The 19192-nt window shown below is 67.0% G+C and carries 14 protein-coding genes and 5 pseudogenes; 11 read left to right on the top strand and 8 right to left on the bottom strand.

Annotated features, from left to right (window positions below):
- Positions 1-72: 72 nt before the first annotated feature.
- On the bottom strand, positions 73-1524 hold the full coding sequence (locus tag OG714_RS39000) for an NCS2 family permease (RefSeq protein ID WP_406128188.1): 1452 nt from the start codon (positions 1522-1524) through the stop codon (positions 73-75).
- Between the two features lie 265 nt (positions 1525-1789).
- On the opposite strand from OG714_RS39000, the gene OG714_RS38995 reads away from it, so the two are divergent.
- The 3 genes from OG714_RS38995 (at position 1790) to OG714_RS38985 (ending at position 4999) form a co-directional block, all read left to right on the top strand.
- Positions 1790-2356 carry a SigE family RNA polymerase sigma factor gene (locus tag OG714_RS38995; protein ID WP_019060605.1) on the top strand — a complete coding sequence of 189 codons (567 nt, stop codon included), beginning with the start codon at positions 1790-1792 and terminating at the stop codon, positions 2354-2356.
- On the top strand, positions 2353-3210 hold the full coding sequence (locus OG714_RS38990) for a hypothetical protein (protein WP_406128186.1): 858 nt from the start codon (positions 2353-2355) through the stop codon (positions 3208-3210). The genes OG714_RS38995 and OG714_RS38990 overlap by 4 nt, the downstream gene beginning before the upstream one ends.
- A 106-nt stretch (positions 3211-3316) precedes the next feature.
- The gene (locus OG714_RS38985) at positions 3317-4999 is read left to right on the top strand and encodes a rhamnogalacturonan lyase B N-terminal domain-containing protein (RefSeq protein WP_406128184.1); all 1683 of its coding nucleotides are present in this window, start codon (positions 3317-3319) and stop codon (positions 4997-4999) included.
- A gap of 73 nt (positions 5000-5072) precedes the next feature.
- Here the strand turns inward: OG714_RS38985 and OG714_RS38980 are convergent, their stop codons facing one another.
- Both OG714_RS38980 and OG714_RS38975 read right to left on the bottom strand, forming a co-directional pair.
- A complete protein-coding gene (locus OG714_RS38980; protein ID WP_406128183.1) occupies positions 5073-6026 on the bottom strand; it encodes a MerR family transcriptional regulator in 954 nt (317 codons plus the stop codon).
- Positions 6027-6312: 286 nt separating this feature from the next.
- On the bottom strand, positions 6313-6819 hold the full coding sequence (locus OG714_RS38975; protein WP_406128181.1) for a hypothetical protein: 507 nt from the start codon (positions 6817-6819) through the stop codon (positions 6313-6315).
- 301 nt (positions 6820-7120) lie between these two features.
- Between OG714_RS38975 and OG714_RS38970 the strand changes: the two are divergent.
- Positions 7121-7902: pseudogene (locus tag OG714_RS38970) on the top strand (DUF6928 family protein).
- Positions 7903-8952: 1050 nt separating this feature from the next.
- Here OG714_RS38970 and OG714_RS38965 read toward each other — a convergent pair.
- The 3 genes and pseudogenes from OG714_RS38965 to OG714_RS38955 all read right to left on the bottom strand — a co-directional run.
- Positions 8953-9176, bottom strand: a pseudogene (locus OG714_RS38965) (transposase family protein); the annotation flags it as partial.
- A 16-nt stretch (positions 9177-9192) separates the two neighbouring features.
- A complete protein-coding gene (locus tag OG714_RS38960; protein WP_406118162.1) occupies positions 9193-10260 on the bottom strand; it encodes an IS110 family transposase in 1068 nt (355 codons plus the stop codon).
- 232 nt (positions 10261-10492) lie between these two features.
- A pseudogene (locus OG714_RS38955) lies at positions 10493-11048 on the bottom strand (transposase family protein); the annotation flags it as partial.
- Between the two features lie 242 nt (positions 11049-11290).
- Between OG714_RS38955 and OG714_RS38950 the strand changes: the two are divergent.
- The 4 genes from OG714_RS38950 (at position 11291) to OG714_RS38935 (ending at position 14094) form a co-directional block, all read left to right on the top strand.
- On the top strand, positions 11291-11866 hold the full coding sequence (locus tag OG714_RS38950) for a PadR family transcriptional regulator (protein ID WP_406128180.1): 576 nt from the start codon (positions 11291-11293) through the stop codon (positions 11864-11866).
- 75 nt (positions 11867-11941) lie between these two features.
- Positions 11942-13099, top strand: a complete 1158-nt coding sequence (locus OG714_RS38945) for an epoxide hydrolase family protein (RefSeq protein WP_406128179.1) — start codon at positions 11942-11944, stop codon at positions 13097-13099.
- A gap of 60 nt (positions 13100-13159) precedes the next feature.
- Entirely contained in the window at positions 13160-13561 is a 402-nt protein-coding gene (locus OG714_RS38940; RefSeq protein ID WP_358633917.1) for a PPOX class F420-dependent oxidoreductase, read from the top strand.
- A 17-nt stretch (positions 13562-13578) separates the two neighbouring features.
- Positions 13579-14094 carry a cupin domain-containing protein gene (locus tag OG714_RS38935; protein WP_406128178.1) on the top strand — a complete coding sequence of 172 codons (516 nt, stop codon included), beginning with the start codon at positions 13579-13581 and terminating at the stop codon, positions 14092-14094.
- A gap of 140 nt (positions 14095-14234) precedes the next feature.
- On the opposite strand, the pseudogene OG714_RS38930 reads toward OG714_RS38935, so the two are convergent.
- Positions 14235-14733, bottom strand: a pseudogene (locus OG714_RS38930) (LysR substrate-binding domain-containing protein); the annotation flags it as partial.
- A gap of 100 nt (positions 14734-14833) precedes the next feature.
- Positions 14834-15385, bottom strand: a complete 552-nt coding sequence (locus tag OG714_RS38925; RefSeq protein ID WP_406128176.1) for a hypothetical protein — start codon at positions 15383-15385, stop codon at positions 14834-14836.
- A 599-nt stretch (positions 15386-15984) separates the two neighbouring features.
- Here OG714_RS38925 and OG714_RS38920 point away from each other — a divergent pair.
- The 3 genes and pseudogenes from OG714_RS38920 to OG714_RS38910 all read left to right on the top strand — a co-directional run bounded on the left by OG714_RS38920 (position 15985) and on the right by OG714_RS38910 (position 19192).
- Complete coding sequence (locus tag OG714_RS38920) at positions 15985-17178, top strand: NAD(P)/FAD-dependent oxidoreductase (protein WP_406128175.1); 1194 nt, start codon at positions 15985-15987, stop codon at positions 17176-17178.
- The gene (locus OG714_RS38915) at positions 17175-18092 is read left to right on the top strand and encodes an RNA polymerase sigma-70 factor (protein WP_406128174.1); all 918 of its coding nucleotides are present in this window, start codon (positions 17175-17177) and stop codon (positions 18090-18092) included. The genes OG714_RS38920 and OG714_RS38915 overlap by 4 nt, the downstream gene beginning before the upstream one ends.
- 331 nt (positions 18093-18423) lie before the next feature.
- Positions 18424-19192, top strand: a pseudogene (locus OG714_RS38910) (transposase).

The following is a 19192-nucleotide window of genomic DNA, read 5'->3' as shown; positions in this document are numbered from 1 at the left end:
GTGTCTATGTGCGGCTCCGCCGCGTGGGCGCGACCAGCCACGACGAACTCGCGGCCGATCGCGCAGCGACCCCTACTTCACACCGAGAATCTGCTCAACGGGGTCGATCGCGAAGTACACCAGGAAGAGCGCCGACACCCCCCACAGCAACCAGTTGACCTCCTTCGCCTTACCCAGCACGGCCTTGATCACGACGTACGAGATGAACCCCGCCCCAATGCCATCGGTGATCGAGTACGTGAACGGCATCGCGGCGATGGTCAGGAACGCCGGAATCGCGATCTCGTACTTGTCCCAGTCGATGTGCTTGACGTGGGTCATCATCAGGAACCCGACGGCGATCAGCGCGGGCGCGGCGGCCTGCAACGGCACGATCGTGAGCAGCGGCGTAAGGAACAGCGCAAGCCCGAACAGCCCACCGGTGATCAGGTTCGAGAACCCGGTACGCGACCCCTCACCGACCCCCGAAGCCGACTCGATATAGGCGGTGTTGGAGGACGCGGACCCGATACCGCCGGCAACGGCGGCCGCACCGTCGATGAACAGGACGCGACCGATGTTCGGCACCTGACCATCGTCGTCCAGCAGACCGGCCTCCGCGCTGATACCGACGATCGTGCCCATCGCGTCGAAGAAGTCCGACAGGATCAGCGTGAAGATCAGCAGGACCACGGTGATCGCGCTGGTCTCACCGAAGGCCCCGAACAGGCTGAAGTGACCGATGAGGCCGAAGTCGGGCGCGGCCACGATCTTGTCCGGCACCTTGGGGGTCATCAGGCCCCAACTCTTGATGTCGGCAACGGAGTTGATGACGATCGCGAGGACGGTCATCGTGACGATGCTGATCAGGATCGCGCCCTTCACCTTGCGGGCGAGGAGCGCGATGGTCAGCAGGACACCGAGACAGAACACCAGGACGGGCCAGCCGGTGAGATGACCGACGGCACCGAGCTGCACGGGCACCGTGGTCTCGGCGACGTCCGGTATACGACTGACGAAGCCCGCGTCGACGAAGCCGATGAACGCGATGAACAGGCCGATGCCGACGCCGATGGCCTGCTTGAGCTGTTGCGGGATCGCGTTCATGATCGCCTCGCGCAGCCCGGTGAGGACCAGGACGCAGATCAGGACGCCCTCGATGACGACGAGACCCATCGCGTCGGGCCAGCTCATCAGCGGCGCCAGCTGGAAGGCGACGACGGCGTTGAGGCCGAGGCCCGCCGCGATGGCGAGCGGCAGGTTGCCGCCGACGCCCATGATGACCGTCATCACACAGGCCACCAGGGCGGTGGCGGTGACCAGTTGGCCGGTGTCGAGGGTGTGGCCGAACTTGTCCTTGGCGCTGCCCAGGATGATCGGGTTCAGGACGAGGATGTAGGCCATCGTGAAGAACGTGGCGAAGCCGCCGCGTATCTCACGGCCGAAGGTGGATCCCCGTTCGGAGATCTTGAAGAACCGGTCGACACCGTTCGCCGCCGGTGGTTCGGCACTTGGCCGGTCGGCCACCTTCTGTGACTCGGACATGCGGGTACTCCTCGTGGCTTCAATGATCGGTGCGCGGATGCTGGCTGGATTGTTCCCGCGTTGAACCTGTTTCAGGTTTTCCCCGTGTTACGGAATCGAGGTCGGCCTGTCAGCACGTGGTCGACCTGCCAGACGCCGTTCGAAGGTCCGTACCAGAGGCGCCTGTTGATCACTGCTACGCTTCCGGATCTCGCGGGGGTCATCCCCGAACAAACACGTGTCATCTACATGACACACACAAAACCGCAGCGAGGAGAGGTCCGCCGTGGGCACAGTCGTCGACGACGCCGCCTCCGAGGAGTTCCACGCCTTCTTCGAACGCCACTACGCCGAACTGTCCCGGCTCGCCCATCTGTTGACGGGTGAGGCGGACGCCGCCGACGATCTCGCGGCCGACGCGCTGCTCGCGCTCTGGCACCGCTGGGACCGGGTGCGCGCCGCCGACCATCCCGCGGCCTACGCCCGTGGGGTCGTCGCCAATCTGGCCCGCACCCGGATCCGCAGCGCGGTGCGCGAGCGGCGGCGGGTCGCCCTGTTCTGGTCACAGCGCGAGGAGAAGACCGAGAACCCGGACGTGGCCGGCGTGGTCGACGTCCAAGAGGCCCTGCGCAGGCTGCCGTTCCGCAAGCGGGCCTGTGTGGTGCTGCGGCACGCGTTCGATCTGTCGGAGAAGGACACCGCGCTCGCCCTCGGTGTTTCCGTCGGTACGGTTAAGAGCCAGACGTCGAAGGGCATGGCGGAGTTGCAGCGGTTGCTCGGTCCGCAGAGCCCTCCGCTGCGGATGCACGCGGCGCTGGCACGCGGCGGCGAGAGTGGAGGGAGGACCCGATGAGGCACCAGGACGTGCACGACGACGAGTTGATCGCCCGGCTGCACGAGGCGGCCGAAGGGCACGAGCCCGACCGCGCCCGCATCCTGGCGCGGCTCGAACGCGGCATGGCCGCGCAGTCCCGCCCCGACCACCGGGCCACCCGGCCGCCCGTGTTCGGCTGGGTGCGGGTCGTCAGCGCCACGGCCGCGGTGGCGAGCGTCCTCGCGATCGGCGGCTACGCGGTGGCGTCCGCGGTGAAGAACAACACCCCCGCCGAGCAGACGGTGTCCGTCTCACCGACGCCGACGCCCACTCCGTCGCCGGACGCGACGAGCCGTACACCGGTCAAACCGGTTGCCCCGAGCCCGAGTTCGGGTTCCGGCGACACCTCGCACGGCTCCCCCAAGGCGAGCACCTCGCCGACGAAGTCCCCGACCGCCTCCGCCTCCACACCCGTGCTGCCGGCCGCCTCCGGCACCCAGGACGGCCCCCTCTGGTCGGACGGTTCGATCGACCCGGGCAGCAACGACTTCTGGGCGCAGAGCGACGTCACCCTGAAGACGACCAAGCAACTCACCGCGCTCACCGTCCAGTTGAAGGTCAAGCTGACCGCCGGGGTCACCTCCGCGGGCGCCTGGCGCTCGCTGCCCGAGCAGGACTTCACGCAGACGGTGACGGAGCAGGACGGGTTCCTGGTCTACACCTGGGTGCTCAAGAAGGGCCGTACGGTGGCGGCCGGGGACTGGGTCTTCGCCGGGCAGTACAACCATGCGCGCGGCGGCCGGGACGCCAAGGACGACAGCTACTCGGCGGCGGGCACGGCGACCGGCCAACAGCTCGCGGTGAAGGGCGACTTCGCGGCACAGAAGTCGTAGCCGTCGGCCGTAGAAAAAATCTCGGACGTGCGGCAACCCTTTCTCCGCCGGTGACGACCAAGAGGCGCAAGGTTCCTCTCGCACGGAGTCACACGGAGCAAGTCGCTTGAGCACGCACAAGAAGCACCTCACCCGCAGGCGGGTGCTCGGGGCCTCCGCGATCGGTGTCGCCGCCACCGGCGCGGCCGTCGCGGGCGGCACCGGTCTCCTCCCGTCCGCCTCCGCCGCCGCCTTCGGATACACCGACGACGGTTCCAACTACGTGATCACCACGGGCGGTTCGCTCGTCCTCAAGATCTCCAAGTCGACCGGTGACATCACGTCCCTCGCCTACAAGGGCAAGGAGTACGAGGGCTACGGCGGCAAGCACTCGCATGTCGAGTCCGGGCTGGGCGCCTCCACGGTCACGATCAAGCAATCAGGCTCGACGATTCTGGTGAAGGTCGCGCACGGCGCGATCACCCAGTGGTACGCGGCCCGCAGCGGCGAGAACAACGTCTACCTGTGGACGAACAAGGCGGACGCCTCCTTCACCGCGACGCGGTACATCGTGCGCGTGAAGCCGGGGGTGTTCCCCAACTTCGGTTCGGACGCGTGGGATTCGACCACCGACACGATCATCGAGGCCGGTGACGTCTGGAAGCATCCCGACGGCACGACCCGCTCCAAGCACTACTCGGGCAAGCGGACCATCGACTACGACCACGTCGGCTTCACCACCGGCTCGGTCGGCCTGTACCTGGTCCGCTCCAACCACGAGAAGGCATCCGGCGGCCCGTTCTACCGCTCACTGCTGCGCCACTCGAACGAGGGCGGCGCCGGGCTGTACGAGATCCTGCACTACAACGAGGCCCAGACGGAGCCCGAACGCTTCGGTCTCCAGGGCCCGTTCGTGGTGACGTTCACGGACGGCGGCACCCCGTCCCCCTCCCTCTCGGCGGCGAACCTCGACACTTCCTGGGTGGACTCGCTGGGCATCACGGGCTGGGTCGGCAAGGCGGGCCGGGGCAAGGTGGCGGGGGTCGGCCTGAAGGGTATGGACGCCAACTACCCCTACACGGTGGCCTTTTCGAACGCCAACGCGCAGTACTGGGCGAAGGCCGCGGCGGGCACCGGCGCGTTCTCCTGCAAGGGGATGCTCCCGGGGACGTACACGCTGACCGTCTTCAAGGGCGAACTCGCCGTGCACAGCCAGTCGGTGGCGGTGACGGCGGGCGGTACTACGTCCCTGCACACCCTGACCATCACCGGCGACCCGTCCACCGCGTCGGCCGTATGGCGACTCGGCAACTGGGACGGCACACCAGGGGAGTTCAAGAACGCCGAGCTGATGACGTACGCGCATCCCTCCGACGCCCGCGCGTCCAAGTGGACCGGCAACGTCACGATCGGCAGCGGGAGCGAGGTCGCGTCCTTCCCGGCGTACATCTGGAAGGACGTCAACAACGGGGTACTCGTGTACTTCAAGCTCACCGCGGCACAGGCCGCCGCAGCGCACACCCTGCGGGTCGGGGTGACGACGGCGTACATCAACGCCCGCCCCCAAGTCACCGTGAACGACTGGGTCTCGGCGATCCCCACTCCTCCCACCCAACCCTCGACGCGTGATCTCACCACGGGTTCCTACCGCGGAAACAACCACACGTTCGTTTTCAACGTCCCTTCCAGTGCATGGAGTTCGGACGCGACGCGGTACAACGTACTGAAGATCAACGCCGTCAGTGGTTCGACAGGCTCGGGCTTCCTCAGCCCGGGCACGTCGTTCGACTGCATAGACCTGCTGACCTGAGCCCCCCTCGGTCAGCAGAGCAACGCCCCTGCCGGTGACGACCGGTGGGGGCGTTGCGTTGTCCCCCTGGATCTCAGGGACTCATACGTCCCTGTGTCCGGATGCGCAGAGCCTGGACGGACCAGTCGAAGACGGGGGCGAGACTTTCCGGGGCCGCCCAGCCGTTGACCACCGCGAGCAGCTGGAGATACCGCTCCCTGCGGGGGTCGTTGACGCTCTCCAGCCGGGTCACCAGCCGGTGGCGGAGTTCAATGCCGTCGGGACGGCCCAGGAGCTGCGAGTAGTGCGCGGCGAACGCCGCGACGAACGGATCGGCCTGAGGGGAGGCCGGATCAATGCCGGCGGTCAGGGCCGGCCATGCCTGGTCACGGACGGCTACGGCGATGTCGCGACGCGGGACCGTCGTATCGCCCCGGACCTGCTCAGCCGCCTGGTCCTCGGCCATCCGCCGCAGGAAGGCGCGGAAGTCCGGGTCCAGGGACAGTTCGGCCAACTCCCCCCACGCCTGGACCTGTTCAGCCTCCGGGTTGTCGGGCAGTTCGGGGGTCATGGAGCGCATGACCCCGGCGAACGCGGGGGCGTCGTCGTCGAGACCGCCGAATACGGCGTCGAGGAAATCGCCGATCAGACGTCGGCGTTCGTCCTCGGAGAGCTGGGCCAGCCGGTGCATGAGTTCCGTCTCCTCAGGTGTGGACCCGCGCTCGGCCACCGCCGTCAGCACCGCGCACCGCAGGCGCAGGACACGGATCTGCACGGCCAGCGCTTCGGCGTGCGCCGCGGCGACCTCGGGAAGCGAGAGCTCACGGTCCACGACCTTGCGAATCGTGGAGAGGTCAAGTCCCAGTTCGCGCAGGGTCCTTACGAGGTCCAGGCGTGCGACGGCATCGATGCCGTACAGGCGGTAGCCGGCCGGGCTGCGGTCCGTCGGCGCCACGATTCCGCGATCGGAGTAGAACCGAATGGTCTTGACCGTGAGCCCGGTCCGCCGAGCGAGTTCACCGATCGAGTAGAGCGTGTCGCCGTCCATGCCGCCCACCTTCGCGTCTCCCCCTACGGGAGACGCAAGTCCCTTCGCCTGCCGGCAGCCAACCATCTCAACGGTCCACAAGGACTACCGCCGGATGCTCGCGGTCGTCGGGTCCGGACACCCTGAACGGGGTCGAGATGTTCTGGATCTCGTCGAGGAGCTTGGGGAGCTGGGTATTTGCCGACCAGGAGCAGTCAGCCCCTGCGCCTGGTAGCCGTCGCTGGCCGTCTTCGGTAACTGTCGAGCGACCTTGGACGGCCCGGAGACGACCCAGGCCTCCCGCTCATCAGCCCGCCTCGCCGCTGTCACTTGGTGGTGTCAGGGACTTGGTATGGCTGCGCTGGTGTGCCCTCATCGCGGCTCGCAGGGCTTCGAGTTCGGTCCGGGGAAAGGGCCGGCCCCAATGAGACTCGTACGACTCTTCACCCTGCTCGTGATCGATCCGGTCGAAGGCCCGGACGGCAGATCGTGCAAGTGCCGTGACGGTGTGGCGGCCTGACCACAGAACCTTCCCTGCGTTGTCCGGCGCCTGGTCGTCGTCAGCCAGGAGCAGGCGAACATCGACCGCAGATCCATTCCTATGGAAGAACCACCGGTACACCTGTGGTTCCCCCTCCAACTCGGCGCGGCTGTCTACGTCACCAAGAACGAGCCTGGCGATGGCGCAGAGGAACTGTTCGGGCCCGCCCGTGACATAAGAAGCCAAGGCTTCGCCCTGGCCGTGCTCGTCGGCCACCTTGACGGAAGCCCAGCCGTGACTGAACAGCGTCCACGTGATCGTCAGAGACGTCATCTCTCCCCCTCGCGGGGACTCTACGGCCCAGGCGCGGATGCGGGGGCATGCCCCTCAGCTTGGTAAGTTGAGGGCGTTTGGGGGCAGTTGGGGCGCTGACCTGCGCGAACGAGCCGAATGAAACCCAGCTGGCCTCGGCTGTACTCCCCGTGATTCCGCGCTGTTCCCCGCTCGATCTGGTGCGGTTGTGGTGCGGTCACGGGTGCGGGCTGGGCGTCTGGCCGTCGTTAGGAAGCGTGGGACGGCCGAGCCGTGGCCGTGGCAGCCCTGTTGTCAGTGCGTGCGGCTATGCGTCGCCAGGATGGGCATCGCTCTGGGAGGGGCCTTGGGAGCCAAGACGGGACTGCTGGTGTATGCCGACGGCGACATACCAGGGCTGCTGCGACGAGTAGGGCTGGCGGACCGTGACCGGACGGCCGCCCTGATGAGGCGGCTGTATCCGGGTTGGGAGATCGAGGAGTGCGAAGGCTCGACTCTCTGGGACGGCGTGTACCCCCGAGGGGAACGGCCTACGCGGCCAGCTGGCCCGGCGTGGAAGTCATCGGCGATCAGAGGGTGATGATCGACCTCCCCTCCCAGCTCCCCAAGCACCTCGTGGCGGCAAGCGCGGGCCGACGGCTCGTCCTGCACGCGATGCACAGTGTCGTCGACTGGCTGGCGTTCGCCGTGTGGGAGGACGGGCGCCTGGTCCGCTCGCTGAGTCTGTCCCCGGGCAGCGGCATCATCGAGAACATCGGCCAACCGCTCTCCTTCGAACTCCCCTACTGGGCCGAAGAACGCCCGGCTGACATCGCGCCCTGGCCCGGCGACAAAGAAGAGCCGTACCCGCTGCCGTTTCACCCCCTGGAGTTGGGCGAAGACGCGTTGAGGGCGTTGTGTGGCTTCATCCAGGAGGGGCGCCCCGAGCCTGATGGCGTCGATGCAGACGCCATCGAGCTGCACGGATTCCATACGCAGGACCCCCACGGGCTCGATCTCGCAGAGCACGAAGCGGAGTTGCGTAGAGCCGTGGAAGCCGTGGCCCTGCCGCGTGTCTACTCACTGGGCCCTGATGGTTCACTGATCGAGCGCGATGGCCTTTAGCTCACGACCCCTTCGTCCCGAAGCAACTTGAGTGGGGGTGGTGACTTGGGCTGGTGTGCCTCTCAACTGGGCTGACGGTCCGCAGGCGTTCGTGCTCGTCCGCCGTTGTTCGTCGGTGTTGTCACGCAGTTGGACACTCACCTGCGCCCATCTCGGAACCGTGAATGGTGCGTTCGATGTCGTGTCATGTCGTGCACACAGCCGAACCGAGATCCACCTCCTGTCTCCCCTGGGCGGGCTCCGCATTGTTCGGAGCTGCTATGGGTTGCGTCGCCTGGTCCCTGGCCGTCTGGGCGCGCGCGTACTGCGACGCGGGTTACGAGGCCGGCGGACGCTTCGAACTCAACTTCCTGCTCCCTCTTGTCGTGTGCGGCGAAGCACTCGTTGGGATCGTGGCGCGGGCCGTCGCTCGACGTCTGGTGGTTCGCGCGCCAACGGCGGTCCCCGTCTCACTGCCGACGGTGCTGGTGGTTGTTGCGACGGTGTGGTTGGCATGGTGGTTCTTCGCGACCCGGGGGACGCTGGACGGCTATCCCGGCGACTCTGGCCTCTGCCCCGTGAGTAACGTCCCTCCACAGTGGCCTGACTGGATTCCCGCCTGATCAGCCACACCCGATGGCCGGCGGTCGTGCCCTGCCCAATCGATCAACTCTCTGACCGCGAAAGGCCCTGGAGCATGATCGATCCGAGGACCCTCACCCGTACTCACAGCAGGATTCGAACCTGCGCACGCGGTTTCGGAGGCCCCTTCGTTCCTCAACAAGATCGCTGGTCAGGGCTTCGAGCCCCGAAGCAACCGACGCTGTGACGAGGGGGATCGTAAGTGAGAGCCACTCCATGATCAGGAATTGTGAGGGGCACAGAACGAATACACCACGGTGTGACCACTTCGTGGCTGCGGGCCGGCCGACGTTCGGCACCGGAGTCTTGGACTCAGTGCTCCAACACGCTTTCCAACTGTGGTGGTGGGGTGGTGGGACCCGTACGGGGGCGTTCACCTGCGTTCGTAGGCAGCGGGTCGTGGGAGCGGCTACTGAGCGTTTTCCAACCTCACGTTGACGCGTGGTGAAGGACGAGGACGGCCTTCACCATGTCGGTGATCCGGTTGGTGCTGCAGCGGAGCTTCCGCAGAAGACGCCAGTCCTTGAGCGTGGCCATAGCTCGTTCGCCGACGCATCGGATCTTGGCGTGACTGGTGTTGTGGCGGCGCTTCCCTTCAGACGGCGACCGCGGAACGGGACTCGAACAGGCCCGCCGGCGCCTTGATACGCCTTGATGCTCCTATAGAAGTCAAGTTGCTGAGGTAGTGCTGCCGGGGTGAGTGCGAGTGAGGGCGTGGTAGACCTCGCGGGCGATGAAGCGTTTGAGGCAACGGATGATGTCCTTCTTGGTCAGTCCCTGTTGGGTGCGGCGTGCAACGTAGGCGCGAGTGCGGGGGCAATAGCGCATCCGGACCACCGCGATCATGTGGAGGGCGCGGTTGGCCTGGCGGTCCCCGCCTCGGCTGAGTCGGTGTCGGTCGGTGCGTCCGGAGGAAGCCGGAACTGGAGCGGCGCCGCACAGAGCGGCGAACGCGGCCTCTGTGCGCAGGCGTTCGGGGTTGTCGCCGGCCGTGACCAAGAGCTGGCCGGCGGTCTCGGTGCCCACGCCGAACAGTGCGACGAGCTCAGGCCCGGCGGACGTGGTGAGCGTCGCCAAGTGTTCGGTGACCTCGTCGATCTCCTCGGTGAGCATGCGGATGCGGCGTGCCAGTTGCCGCAGCGCATACCGAGCGGCGTCGGCGGGAGAGGTGAGATCAGCTGCCGGCCGGAGCCGGAGGCAGCAGTTGACCAGGGCGGTACGGGTGAGCCCCGTGAGCGATGCACGCAGAGGTTCGGGAGCGGTTACCCGCAGGCCTATGAGTTGGTTGATCGCCTGGGTTCTGGCCTTGATCGCAGACGCGCGGGCCACGCGCAGCTGGCGAAGGGCTTCCACCGTGCCGGTGTGGGACTTGGGGATGGCTGTAGCTCGTCCTGAGGCTGCTGCGCGGGCGGCGGCATAGGCGTCGATCGGGTCGGATTTGCCGCGGGCGTGTCGGGTACCCCGGTCGGGGACGTTGACCTCGACCACCGTCAGGTCGGCCGCGCTCAGCACCGTAGTCAGTCCGGCGCCGTAGGAGCCTGTGCACTCCACACCCACGGCTTGTACGTGGCCGAAGGTGATGAGCCACGTCAACAGGGCGCGGTATCCCTGGGTGGTCGTGGGAAATTCTCGGTCGGCGAGGGGACGTCCCAGAGGGTCCACGACGGCGGCGTGGTGGGTATCGGTGTGGGTGTCGACTCCGGCGAAGACTTCGTTCCCGGGCTGCTGGTCGATCATGCAGGAGCTGCTGCCTTCTCATCGTGCTGACAGGGCAACACGCGCCAGTCGAGGCAGGCGGACACGACAGTGACGGGTCTTCTCGCACAAGCCCCTATGAAGTCACGATGCCTTTGGCCGGCCACGTGCGACGGCGTCACCGACAGACCGACGGATCAAGGCAAGGACACGAGATTCCGGTCAGTCAGCCCAAGGGACAGATCTATCGGTGACGCCATCACCCATCATCACTGTCCGCCCAGCACTTCAGGCCCGCCTCGGTGAGCGCGTCGATGATTCCGTGGTGTCGGGCAGCAGTGAGGTCGTGGGTCGATCCGGGCAGGGCGAGCGAGGCCCAGAGCAGGCGTCCGAACGGATCGGCGAGGACCTGGATGTCATGCCGTGGCGCTTGTGTTTCCCGGAGTAGTACGGGGAGTCCGCAGCGATCTCCCCCAGCCTTCGGCTGGGAGGTGCCCCCAGTCGATCGGCAGCAGGGTGCCGTCCAGGATCACGAACGCCTTCTCGCGGATCGTCCGCATCGCCTCGGCGAGTGAAGGCGCGAGGGCGGCCAGGGCCTCGACGGCTTCGCGTATATAGCGGCAGACCGTGGCGATCCCGATGTCGAATCCGGCAGCGAGCTGGGCGTAGGTATCACCGCACCGCAGGTGCGCGAGGGCGAGCAGAGCCTGGCGGCCGACGGCCAGACGTCGCCACCGTGTACCGATCTTCGCCTGCCGCGCGGCCAGTTGACCGGTAAGGAACCGCAGGGTTCGGCTGGACAGATCGATCGAGGATGAGTAGACAAGCATGCGAAGCTCCTGGCAGGCACGGGTGATCTTGGTCGAGAACCCGTCTACCAGGAGTTTTGTCGTTGCGCAGGGGCGTCCAACTTGTGGTCGGCATCGGGATGCTGGAAATCGCTCACTGTTCAGTCACGGCGGCGAGCTCGGCGATGAATCCCGTTCGTGACCTCGACGCGGTCGCTCCTGGAGCCGATGTTCAGCACATCGAACGGTTGCCTACGAACGAGTACTCATGCAAGAGTAGTCGTATGTCATCGATCAGGTTGTTCATCCTCGACACGTTCGCGAGGAACGGCGAGATGCACGGGCATAGGGTGCGCCTCCAGGCCGAGCGGGAACATCTGCACCTGTGGACGGACGTGTCCGTGGGCAGCCTGTACCAGGCGATCAAGCGTCTGCTGGCTGAGGGCTTGCTCGAAGAGGTCAGGACCGAGAAGGAGGGCAATCTGCCCGAGCGTCAGGTGTACGGCATCACCGGTGAAGGGCGGCTGCGTCTCAAGGAACTCCAGTCCGAGAGTCTGCGCCACATCTGGATGAAGCCGGACCCGTTCGACCTGGCCCTCACCCGCCTCGACCCGGAGAAGCTGGACGAGCTCCACACGGTGATCGCATCCCGGCTGGATGAACTCGCCTCCATGCTCTCGGACACCGAGGCGCTGAACGCCAACGCCGTCGACGGCGGCTACCTGACGGTGAGCGAGGCACTAGCGGTCAGTCACAGTGCGCACAGGCTGCGCGCCGAGATCGCCTGGCTCCAGGAGGTCCTGGACGCGGTGCCCGAGATTGTCACCGATGAACGGACCCGTCAGCCCGACACCCTCTGACTCACCGGATTCCGCCCTCCTTGAATCCACCCGCGTCGCAGCCGGCGCGGTATCGCCCGGTAAGGAGCACGCCCCGTGTCCGAACTCATCGAACCCTTCACCCTGTCCGTGCCGGAGGAACAGCTGACCGACCTGCGTGAGCGGCTCTCCCGCACCCGGTGGCCCGATCCAGAGACCGTTCCGGACACCAGCCAGGGACCCCAGCTGGCGAAGCTCCGCGCGCTGCACGACTACTGGCTCAACACCTACGACTGGCGGCGGTGCGAGAAGACCCTCAACTGCTTCGGCCAGTCACGCACCATCATCGATGGCCTGGGCATTCACTTCCTCCATGTGCGCTCGCCTGAGCCGGACGCCCTCCCGCTGGTCATGACCCACGGATGGCCCAGCTCCGTCCTCGATTTCCACAAGGTCATCGGCCCACTGACCGATCCCGCGGCCCACGGCGGTGACCCGCGGGACGCCTTCCATCTCGTGGTGCCGTCGCTGCCGGGATTCGGGTTCTCCGACCGGCCTACGGAACCCGGCTGGGGATTCCCCCGGGTCGCCGATGCCTGGATCACGCTGATGGACCGGCTCGGCTACCGGCGATGGGGCGCCCAGGGCGGCGACCTCGGATGCGCGGTCACCGACGAGATCGGCCGCAAGGCCCCCGACGGATGCGTCGGGCTGCACCTCAACTTCGCCATGTTCCCGCCAACGCCCGACGAGATCCGGGACGCCACCGAGCATGAGCAGGCAATGCTCGACAGCGCCGCCTACTTCTGGGAGAACCTCTCGGGCTACGCCAAGGAGCAGGCAACCCGCCCTCAGACCATTGGCTACTCCCTCGCGGAGTCCCCCATCGGCCTGGCTGCCTGGATCTACGCGATGTTCCAGGACACCTGCGGCACGCCGGGGGACGCGGAAGCATCTTTCACCCTGGACGAGCTGCTCGACGACATCATGCTCTATTGGCTTCCCAACACCGGGACGTCCTCTGCGCGGACCTACTGGGAAATGGCACGGTCAGCACGGCCCTCCGCGCCGAACGCCGCCGCACCGATCACACTGCCTACCGGATTCAGCATGTTCCCGGAGGAGCACGTCCGGAAGTCCCAGCGCTGGGTGGAACGCCGCTACAGCAACGTCGTCCACTTCAACGAGCTTGAGGTGGGCGGGCACTTCGCGGCCCTGGAACAACCGGCACTCTTCGTTGACGAAGTCCGGACCACCTTCCGTTCCTTGCGCTGAGCGCACCGCCGGCATCGGCACCTCCTACCGACAGCTTCCCCCCAGGAAGGGCGATACCTCATGACACCCCTGCCCGGCGAACTCCTCAAACTGCTGAACCGGCCCAGCCCCTGCTTTATCGCCACCACCATGCCGGACGGCTCGCCCCAGCTCACCCAGACCTGGGTCGACACCGATGGTGAACACATCCTCATCAACACCGTCGAGGGCTACCGCAAAACCAAAAACGTTCAACGCGACCCCCGTGTGGCCGTCAGCATCGCCGACCCGGATGACACCTCCCGCTACTTCTCCGTACGGGGACGCGTCACCAGCGCTACGACCGACGGCGCCGCCGAGAGCATCGAACACCTCGCCCAGAAGTACACAGGCCACCCCTACGCCTCGTACGGCGGCCCGGGCCAGACCCGGCTCCTGCTGACCATCACCGTCGACTCCGTCATCCATTCCCCCATGCACTAAAGACCAAGGGGACCGCCATGACCAGCCTCCCCCACAGCGCCGGCACCGCCCGCCCCTATGTCTGGGCGCCGGACCAGTCCCCGGCCTACTGGAACGTCGGCACGTACTGGAGAGTGCTCGCCGACGGCAGCCAGACCGACGGCCGGTCCTGCACGTTCGAGGAACTGTGTCCGCAAGGACTCGTCGCCCCACCGCACGTCCACGACAAGGAGGAAGAGGCGTTCTTCATCCTCGAAGGTGATTTCGTGTTCACCGTCGGAGACGAGGAGATCCCGGCCGGACCCGGCAGCTACATCTACCTGCCGCCCAAGGTCCGCCACGGCTTCCGCGTCGAATCCGAAGTCGGCCGTGTCTACAACATGCTCACCCCGGCCGGATTCGAGCAGAACATCATCACCAACGGCCAGCCCGCCCCCCAGGTCTCGATGCCCCCACCGGGAACGAGCGCCGTGCCGCTATGGAGGCAATTGCGCACCTCCAGGCCCCCAGCCCCCTGGGACGACCCTGCCCGGGCGCCTGACTCGTCCATTTAGAGCGCCGGCCTAGGCCCGGGACGTGTGGTTTACGGTGCAGGACGACGAGTCGGTGTTGATGTACCCGCCGAGCGCTGTCGCCCCCACTCACGGTACGCACGCGGACACGCCATGCCTTCGCCGGCCACGGAACGCTCAGCCCGGTAAGCGACTGTGGCGATCTGAGCGAACGACCGGACCAGCGGATTCGGGTCACCCTCGTTCCACGCCGCTACCACACGGCTCGGCGCGATGTCGATCAGCGGCACCACAGCCAGCTCCCTGGGCAGGTCGTGCCCGAACCGGGGCCATGCCGACTGTTCCGTTCCAGAGCGCGGCCCGCAGGCACTCCTGGACAGCGCGTACCACCGGACCCTCGCACGGCTCCCCGCCATTCCAGTACGAATGCCAGATCGGATCCGTGCCGTCCGGGAACTGGAACCAGCCCCTGTCTGCCAGGTCGGCCACCTTCAGGCGGCCGCGGCGGGCCAGTGGATCATCGTCGCGCAGCACCGCGCCGACGGGGTCGACGCGCAGCACGTGCACTGTCGGACCTGTCTCGTCGAACGGCCCACGGGTCAGAGCGACGTCGACCAGTCCGGCGCGCAGTCCGCAGGTCGGATCGGCCAGGTCGGTCTCGCGGATGCGGACCTCGACACCTGTCCGGATCACCGACATGGCGAAGGCCGTCCTCGTCCTTCACCACGCGTCAACCTGAGGTTGGAAAACGCTCACTGTGCAGGCCGGTGATGCCGAGGATTCAGTTCTGGTTCACGGGCCAGACTGCCGCCGGATCGCAATGGGCCGGGCACGCCAGCAGGTAGACCTCGTTGCCGAGGAACAGCCCGTAGGTGTCAGCTCCAACACTGTAGGGCTGCTCTGGTTGGCCAGGATGGACGGCGAATTCCATGCCTTCCGGAACCTGGCAGAGGTACTCCAGATCCGCTCCGCACACGCACTCGTAGTACTCAGGATCCTGCGCCCAGGACGGTGAGCCGCCCACCTTGAACAACTGGGCTCCCAGCCCGCGCGGGCTGGGGGTGTCCACGAAGGGCTGAAGCCTCAGCGGCAGTGCACATACCGACGGCTCGGGCTCCGCAGTCGGAAACACCGCGTGTTGCTGGAGGAGGACGCGCCAGAACGGACGCGGGTAGGGCAACTGCGGAGCGTCCCAGTACCCGGGCACGAGCCGGCCATCAGCAAACTCGGGTTCGGACGCGTCGTTGTGCGCACGGCAGTGGAAGACGAGTAGATGATCTCCACCAAAAGGCCCCAGGTCCCAAGGCACGTCGAGCTGGAAGAACAGGGCCATCCGCTCCCCGCAGAAGCATGAGGGCCATTCCTCCGCGTTGTCGAGGAATGGCCAGCCGCCAACGGAGTTCCGCGTCGGTCGATCCAGCGGCCCGGCCCCGACCTCGATCGCGTGAGCAGGCAGTACCGCCCTCGTCTTCCCTGCATCGCGTCCGGCCATCCGCTCCCCCTAAGTGGTCGGCTCCAGAAGTCCTTCGGGGTTGATCCCGAGTCGATCGTGGGCGCCGCTCAAGTGTCGAGGTTATGGCGATCGGTGGTTTGGGGACGGTTCGTTTCGAGTGAAGCCCGCGATCAGAGGGTGAGGGAGTTGTTCCACTGGTCGGAGGTGGCGTAGAGGCGGTCGTGCTCGCGGGCCGCGTCGAAGCACCAGGCCCTGCTGCTGACCTGCGGCTCCTGTTGTTCCGTCAGTTCCCGTGCGAAGCCGGTCGATCATGATTGCATGCAGCGCGTCGCGGTGCTCGGAGTGCTGATGCCGCGCACGCTCCCTGCTCTCGATGTGACGCGGGTCATATCGGCCCCGTGTCACGAACGGAAGGGCAGCTTGCGTCTGGTGGTCGTCCGCACAGCGGGAACGACCGACACGAAAGAGACAGCAGAGCGATGAACGCGACAGCAGCGCAGCAGCACGAGGTCCTGGTCCTGGGCGCCGGCTACGCCGGGCTCTCCGCCGCGATCCAGCTCGCGGCCCGCGCCAGGAAACGCGGAAACCTGCGAGTGACGCTGGTCAACCCCTACGACACCTTCACCGAGCGGCTCCGCTTGCACATCACCGCCACCGGTCAGGAGACGGCCGAGATGAACATCCCGGAGCTGCTGGACGGCACCGGCGCCGGCTTCGTCCGTGGCTGGGTCACCGCCGTGGACGCCGGGACGAAGACCGTCCGGATCGACGACGACCGGGTCCTGCGCTACGACACCCTGGTCTACGGCCTGGGCAGCATCGCGGACACCGTTGCCGTCCCCGGCGTGGATGACCACGCCTACACCCTCAACAGCCTGCAGGACGCCGCCCTCCTCGCCGACCGGCTGACCCGGCTCGACGGTGGGACCGTCGTGGTCGGCGGCAGCGGCCTCACCGGCGTCGAGGCCGCCGCGGAGATCGCCGAGCGGTACCCGGAACTCGATGTGGTGCTGCTGGGCCGGCAGGAGCCGGGCGCGTGCATGCACCCGAAGGCCAAGGCCCACCTGGACGAGGCGCTCGCCCGGCTCGGCGTGCGGGTGCGCAGCGGTGTCGAGGTGGCCAAGGTGCTGCCGGACAGTGTCGAGTTCGCGGACGGCTCCAGTATCCCGGCGGGCGCGGTGCTGTGGACCAGCGGCACTCGTGTGTCGCCGCTGGCGGCCGCCGCGGGTCTGACCGTCGACGAGCGCGGCCGGGTGGTCACCGACAGCGCGCTGCGCTCGGTCTCCCACCCGGACGTCTATGCCGTGGGCGATGCGGCGGCGATCCGTCAGGGCTACGGCGTGATGCACGGGACCTGTCAGGGGGGTATGCCCACGGGCGTACACGCGGCCCTCTCGATCCTGCGGGTGCTGGCCGGCAAGGAGCCCAAGCCCTTCCGTTTCGGCTATTACCACACGCCTGTCAGTCTGGGTCGGAACGACGCCGTCGTGCAGTTCACCCATCCCGACGACAGCCCGCGCCGGATCGTGCTGACCGGCAAGCGAGCCGCAAAGTACAAGGAGACGGTCACCGCCGCGCCGTGGCCGACCTTCGCACGCATGAAGAAGATGCCCGCCTCGGGCGCGTTCTGGCCGCACGGCGGCCGCTACACCCGGATTCGGAGCGCCAAGTGACCCAGCCGCAGCAGGCCGGCCCCGACCAGCTTGCCTTCCAGCAGTACCGCACCCTGCTCTTCTCCGTCACCTACCGCATCCTCGGCACCGCCGCCGATGCCGAGGACGTGGTCCAGGACGCCTGGCTCAAGTGGTCGGCGGCCGACCGTTCCGAGGTCGCCGACCCCAAGGCCTACCTGACCCGGATCGTCTCCAACCTGGCGATGGAGCGGCTTCGTTCCACTCGCCACCAGCGCGAGACCTACGTCGGGCCATGGCTCCCCGAGCCGATCCTCACCGGCCCGGACACAGCTGACGGCGTTGCCACGACGGACTCGGTCTCCATGGCCCTGCTGGTTGTGCTGGAGACACTGAGTCCCTTGGAGCGCGCGGTCTTCGTGCTGAAGGAGGTCTTCGCCTTCAGCTATGCGGAGATCGCGGAGGCGGTGGAACGCTCGGAGGCGGCGGTCCGGCAGGCCGCGCACCGCGCCCGCGAGCACGTCCGGGCCCGCCGGCCCCGTTTCACCGCGGACCGCGCCCGCCAACGCGCCGTCACCGAGCGCTTCTTCGCGGCGACGACGGGCGGCGACATCAACACCCTCATGGAGTTGCTCTCCCCGGACGTGACCCTGTGGACCGATGGCGGCGGCAAGGTCCGCCAGGCCCTCAAACCGGTCGTCGGTCTGGAGACCGTGGCCCGTTGGTTCGCCGCGCTCGGCACCGCGACCTACCAGGGCATCGAGCCCGGGCAGATGCGGGCAGAGCTCGCCTGGATCAACGGCGGCCCGGGCGTGGTCTTCCACGGCCCGGACCGCGTGGTCGCCACGCTGTCCTTCGACTTCGATCCGGAAGGCCGCATCTCGACCATCCACAACGTGGCCAATCCCGACAAGCTCCACGCAGTCGCCGACGGAACTCGACACGAACTCTCCTGAGTCGCCTGATGCCGGCGTACGCCTGATCGTTGTCGAGCCCTCCGGAATCACTGTTGAGCGCCCCGGCCCGCTGCCTCAGCACAGCCCGGCCCCAGGTGGAAGCGGATGCGGCAGCCTTCGAACACCGCTACAACGCCAGGGCACGGCCGTTCCAGCGGAAGTTCACAACCTCCGACCTGGACAATCTGCTGGCCAGGCTCGACCGGCATACCGCCGATCACCCAGAAGAATCCTCCGTCACGCCGGCAGCATGATCAACCCTCGAAGGACTTCTGGATCCGACCACTAAGGGCTGCCCGGTGACTGCTGATCGTGGGTGAGAAGGTCGGCTATGACTGGTGTGATCACGGCGTCCGAACCATCCTGGATACACCCGTTCACCGGGTTGAGTCAGCGTCAGTTCGGGAAACTGCTGACCGCGCTCCGACGCGAGGACGCCGCGGTGGTGCGACGGGGCCGGCCGTGGGGGCTCTCCTTGGAGGACCGCCTGCTGCTCGTTGCGACTTACTGGCGGACGAACTTGACACTGCGCCAGCTGGCCCCACTGTTCGGCATCTCGAAGTCGGCAGCCGACCGGATCATTGATCAGCTCGGTCCGCTCCTCGCGTTCCAGCTCAGACGCCGGTTCGCGAAAGGCACCGTGCTGATCGTGGACGGAACCTTGGTACCCACCCGCGGACCACAGCATCGCCGAGCAGTCCAAGAACTACCGCTACTCCACCAACCACCAGGTCGTCATCGATGCCGACGCCCGCCCGGTCTTCGTGGTCGGCAAACCCTTACCCGGCAACCGAAACGACTGCAAGGCGTGGGAGGAGTCCGATGCGAAGGCCGCCGTGGGCAAGACCCTGACGATGGCCGACGGCGGCTATCCGGGCACCGGCCTCCTCATGCCCCACCGCCGCACCCCGGGCGCAGAGTTGCCCGACTGGAAACGGGAGCACAACCGCTCGCACAAACAGGTCCGAGCCCGCGTCGAGCACGTCTTCGCCCGCATGAGGAACTGGAAGATTCTCCGCGACTGCCGTCTCAAAGGCGACGGAGTCCATCACGCCATGCTCGGCATCGCCCACCTGTACAACGTCACTCTCTCCGGGTAG

Source organism: Streptomyces sp. NBC_00989 (assembly GCF_045162655.1).
GTDB lineage: Bacteria > Actinomycetota > Actinomycetes > Streptomycetales > Streptomycetaceae > Streptomyces.
Note: the sequence above shows the minus strand (reverse complement) of the source record. Positions and strands in the feature narration are given on the sequence as shown.

Coding starts and splice junctions, on each gene's coding strand:
- OG714_RS38950 (WP_406128180.1), top strand. CDS start 11,291: ATGTCATCGATCAGGTTGTTCATCCTCGACACGTTCGCGAGGAACGGC.
- OG714_RS38935 (WP_406128178.1), top strand. CDS start 13,579: ATGACCAGCCTCCCCCACAGCGCCGGCACCGCCCGCCCCTATGTCTGG.
- OG714_RS38960 (WP_406118162.1), bottom strand. CDS start 10,260: ATGATCGACCAGCAGCCCGGGAACGAAGTCTTCGCCGGAGTCGACACC.
- OG714_RS38975 (WP_406128181.1), bottom strand. CDS start 6,819: ATGACGTCTCTGACGATCACGTGGACGCTGTTCAGTCACGGCTGGGCT.
- OG714_RS38990 (WP_406128186.1), top strand. CDS start 2,353: ATGAGGCACCAGGACGTGCACGACGACGAGTTGATCGCCCGGCTGCAC.
- OG714_RS38940 (WP_358633917.1), top strand. CDS start 13,160: ATGACACCCCTGCCCGGCGAACTCCTCAAACTGCTGAACCGGCCCAGC.
- OG714_RS38920 (WP_406128175.1), top strand. CDS start 15,985: ATGAACGCGACAGCAGCGCAGCAGCACGAGGTCCTGGTCCTGGGCGCC.
- OG714_RS38980 (WP_406128183.1), bottom strand. CDS start 6,026: ATGGACGGCGACACGCTCTACTCGATCGGTGAACTCGCTCGGCGGACC.
- OG714_RS38925 (WP_406128176.1), bottom strand. CDS start 15,385: ATGGCCCTGTTCTTCCAGCTCGACGTGCCTTGGGACCTGGGGCCTTTT.
- OG714_RS39000 (WP_406128188.1), bottom strand. CDS start 1,524: ATGTCCGAGTCACAGAAGGTGGCCGACCGGCCAAGTGCCGAACCACCG.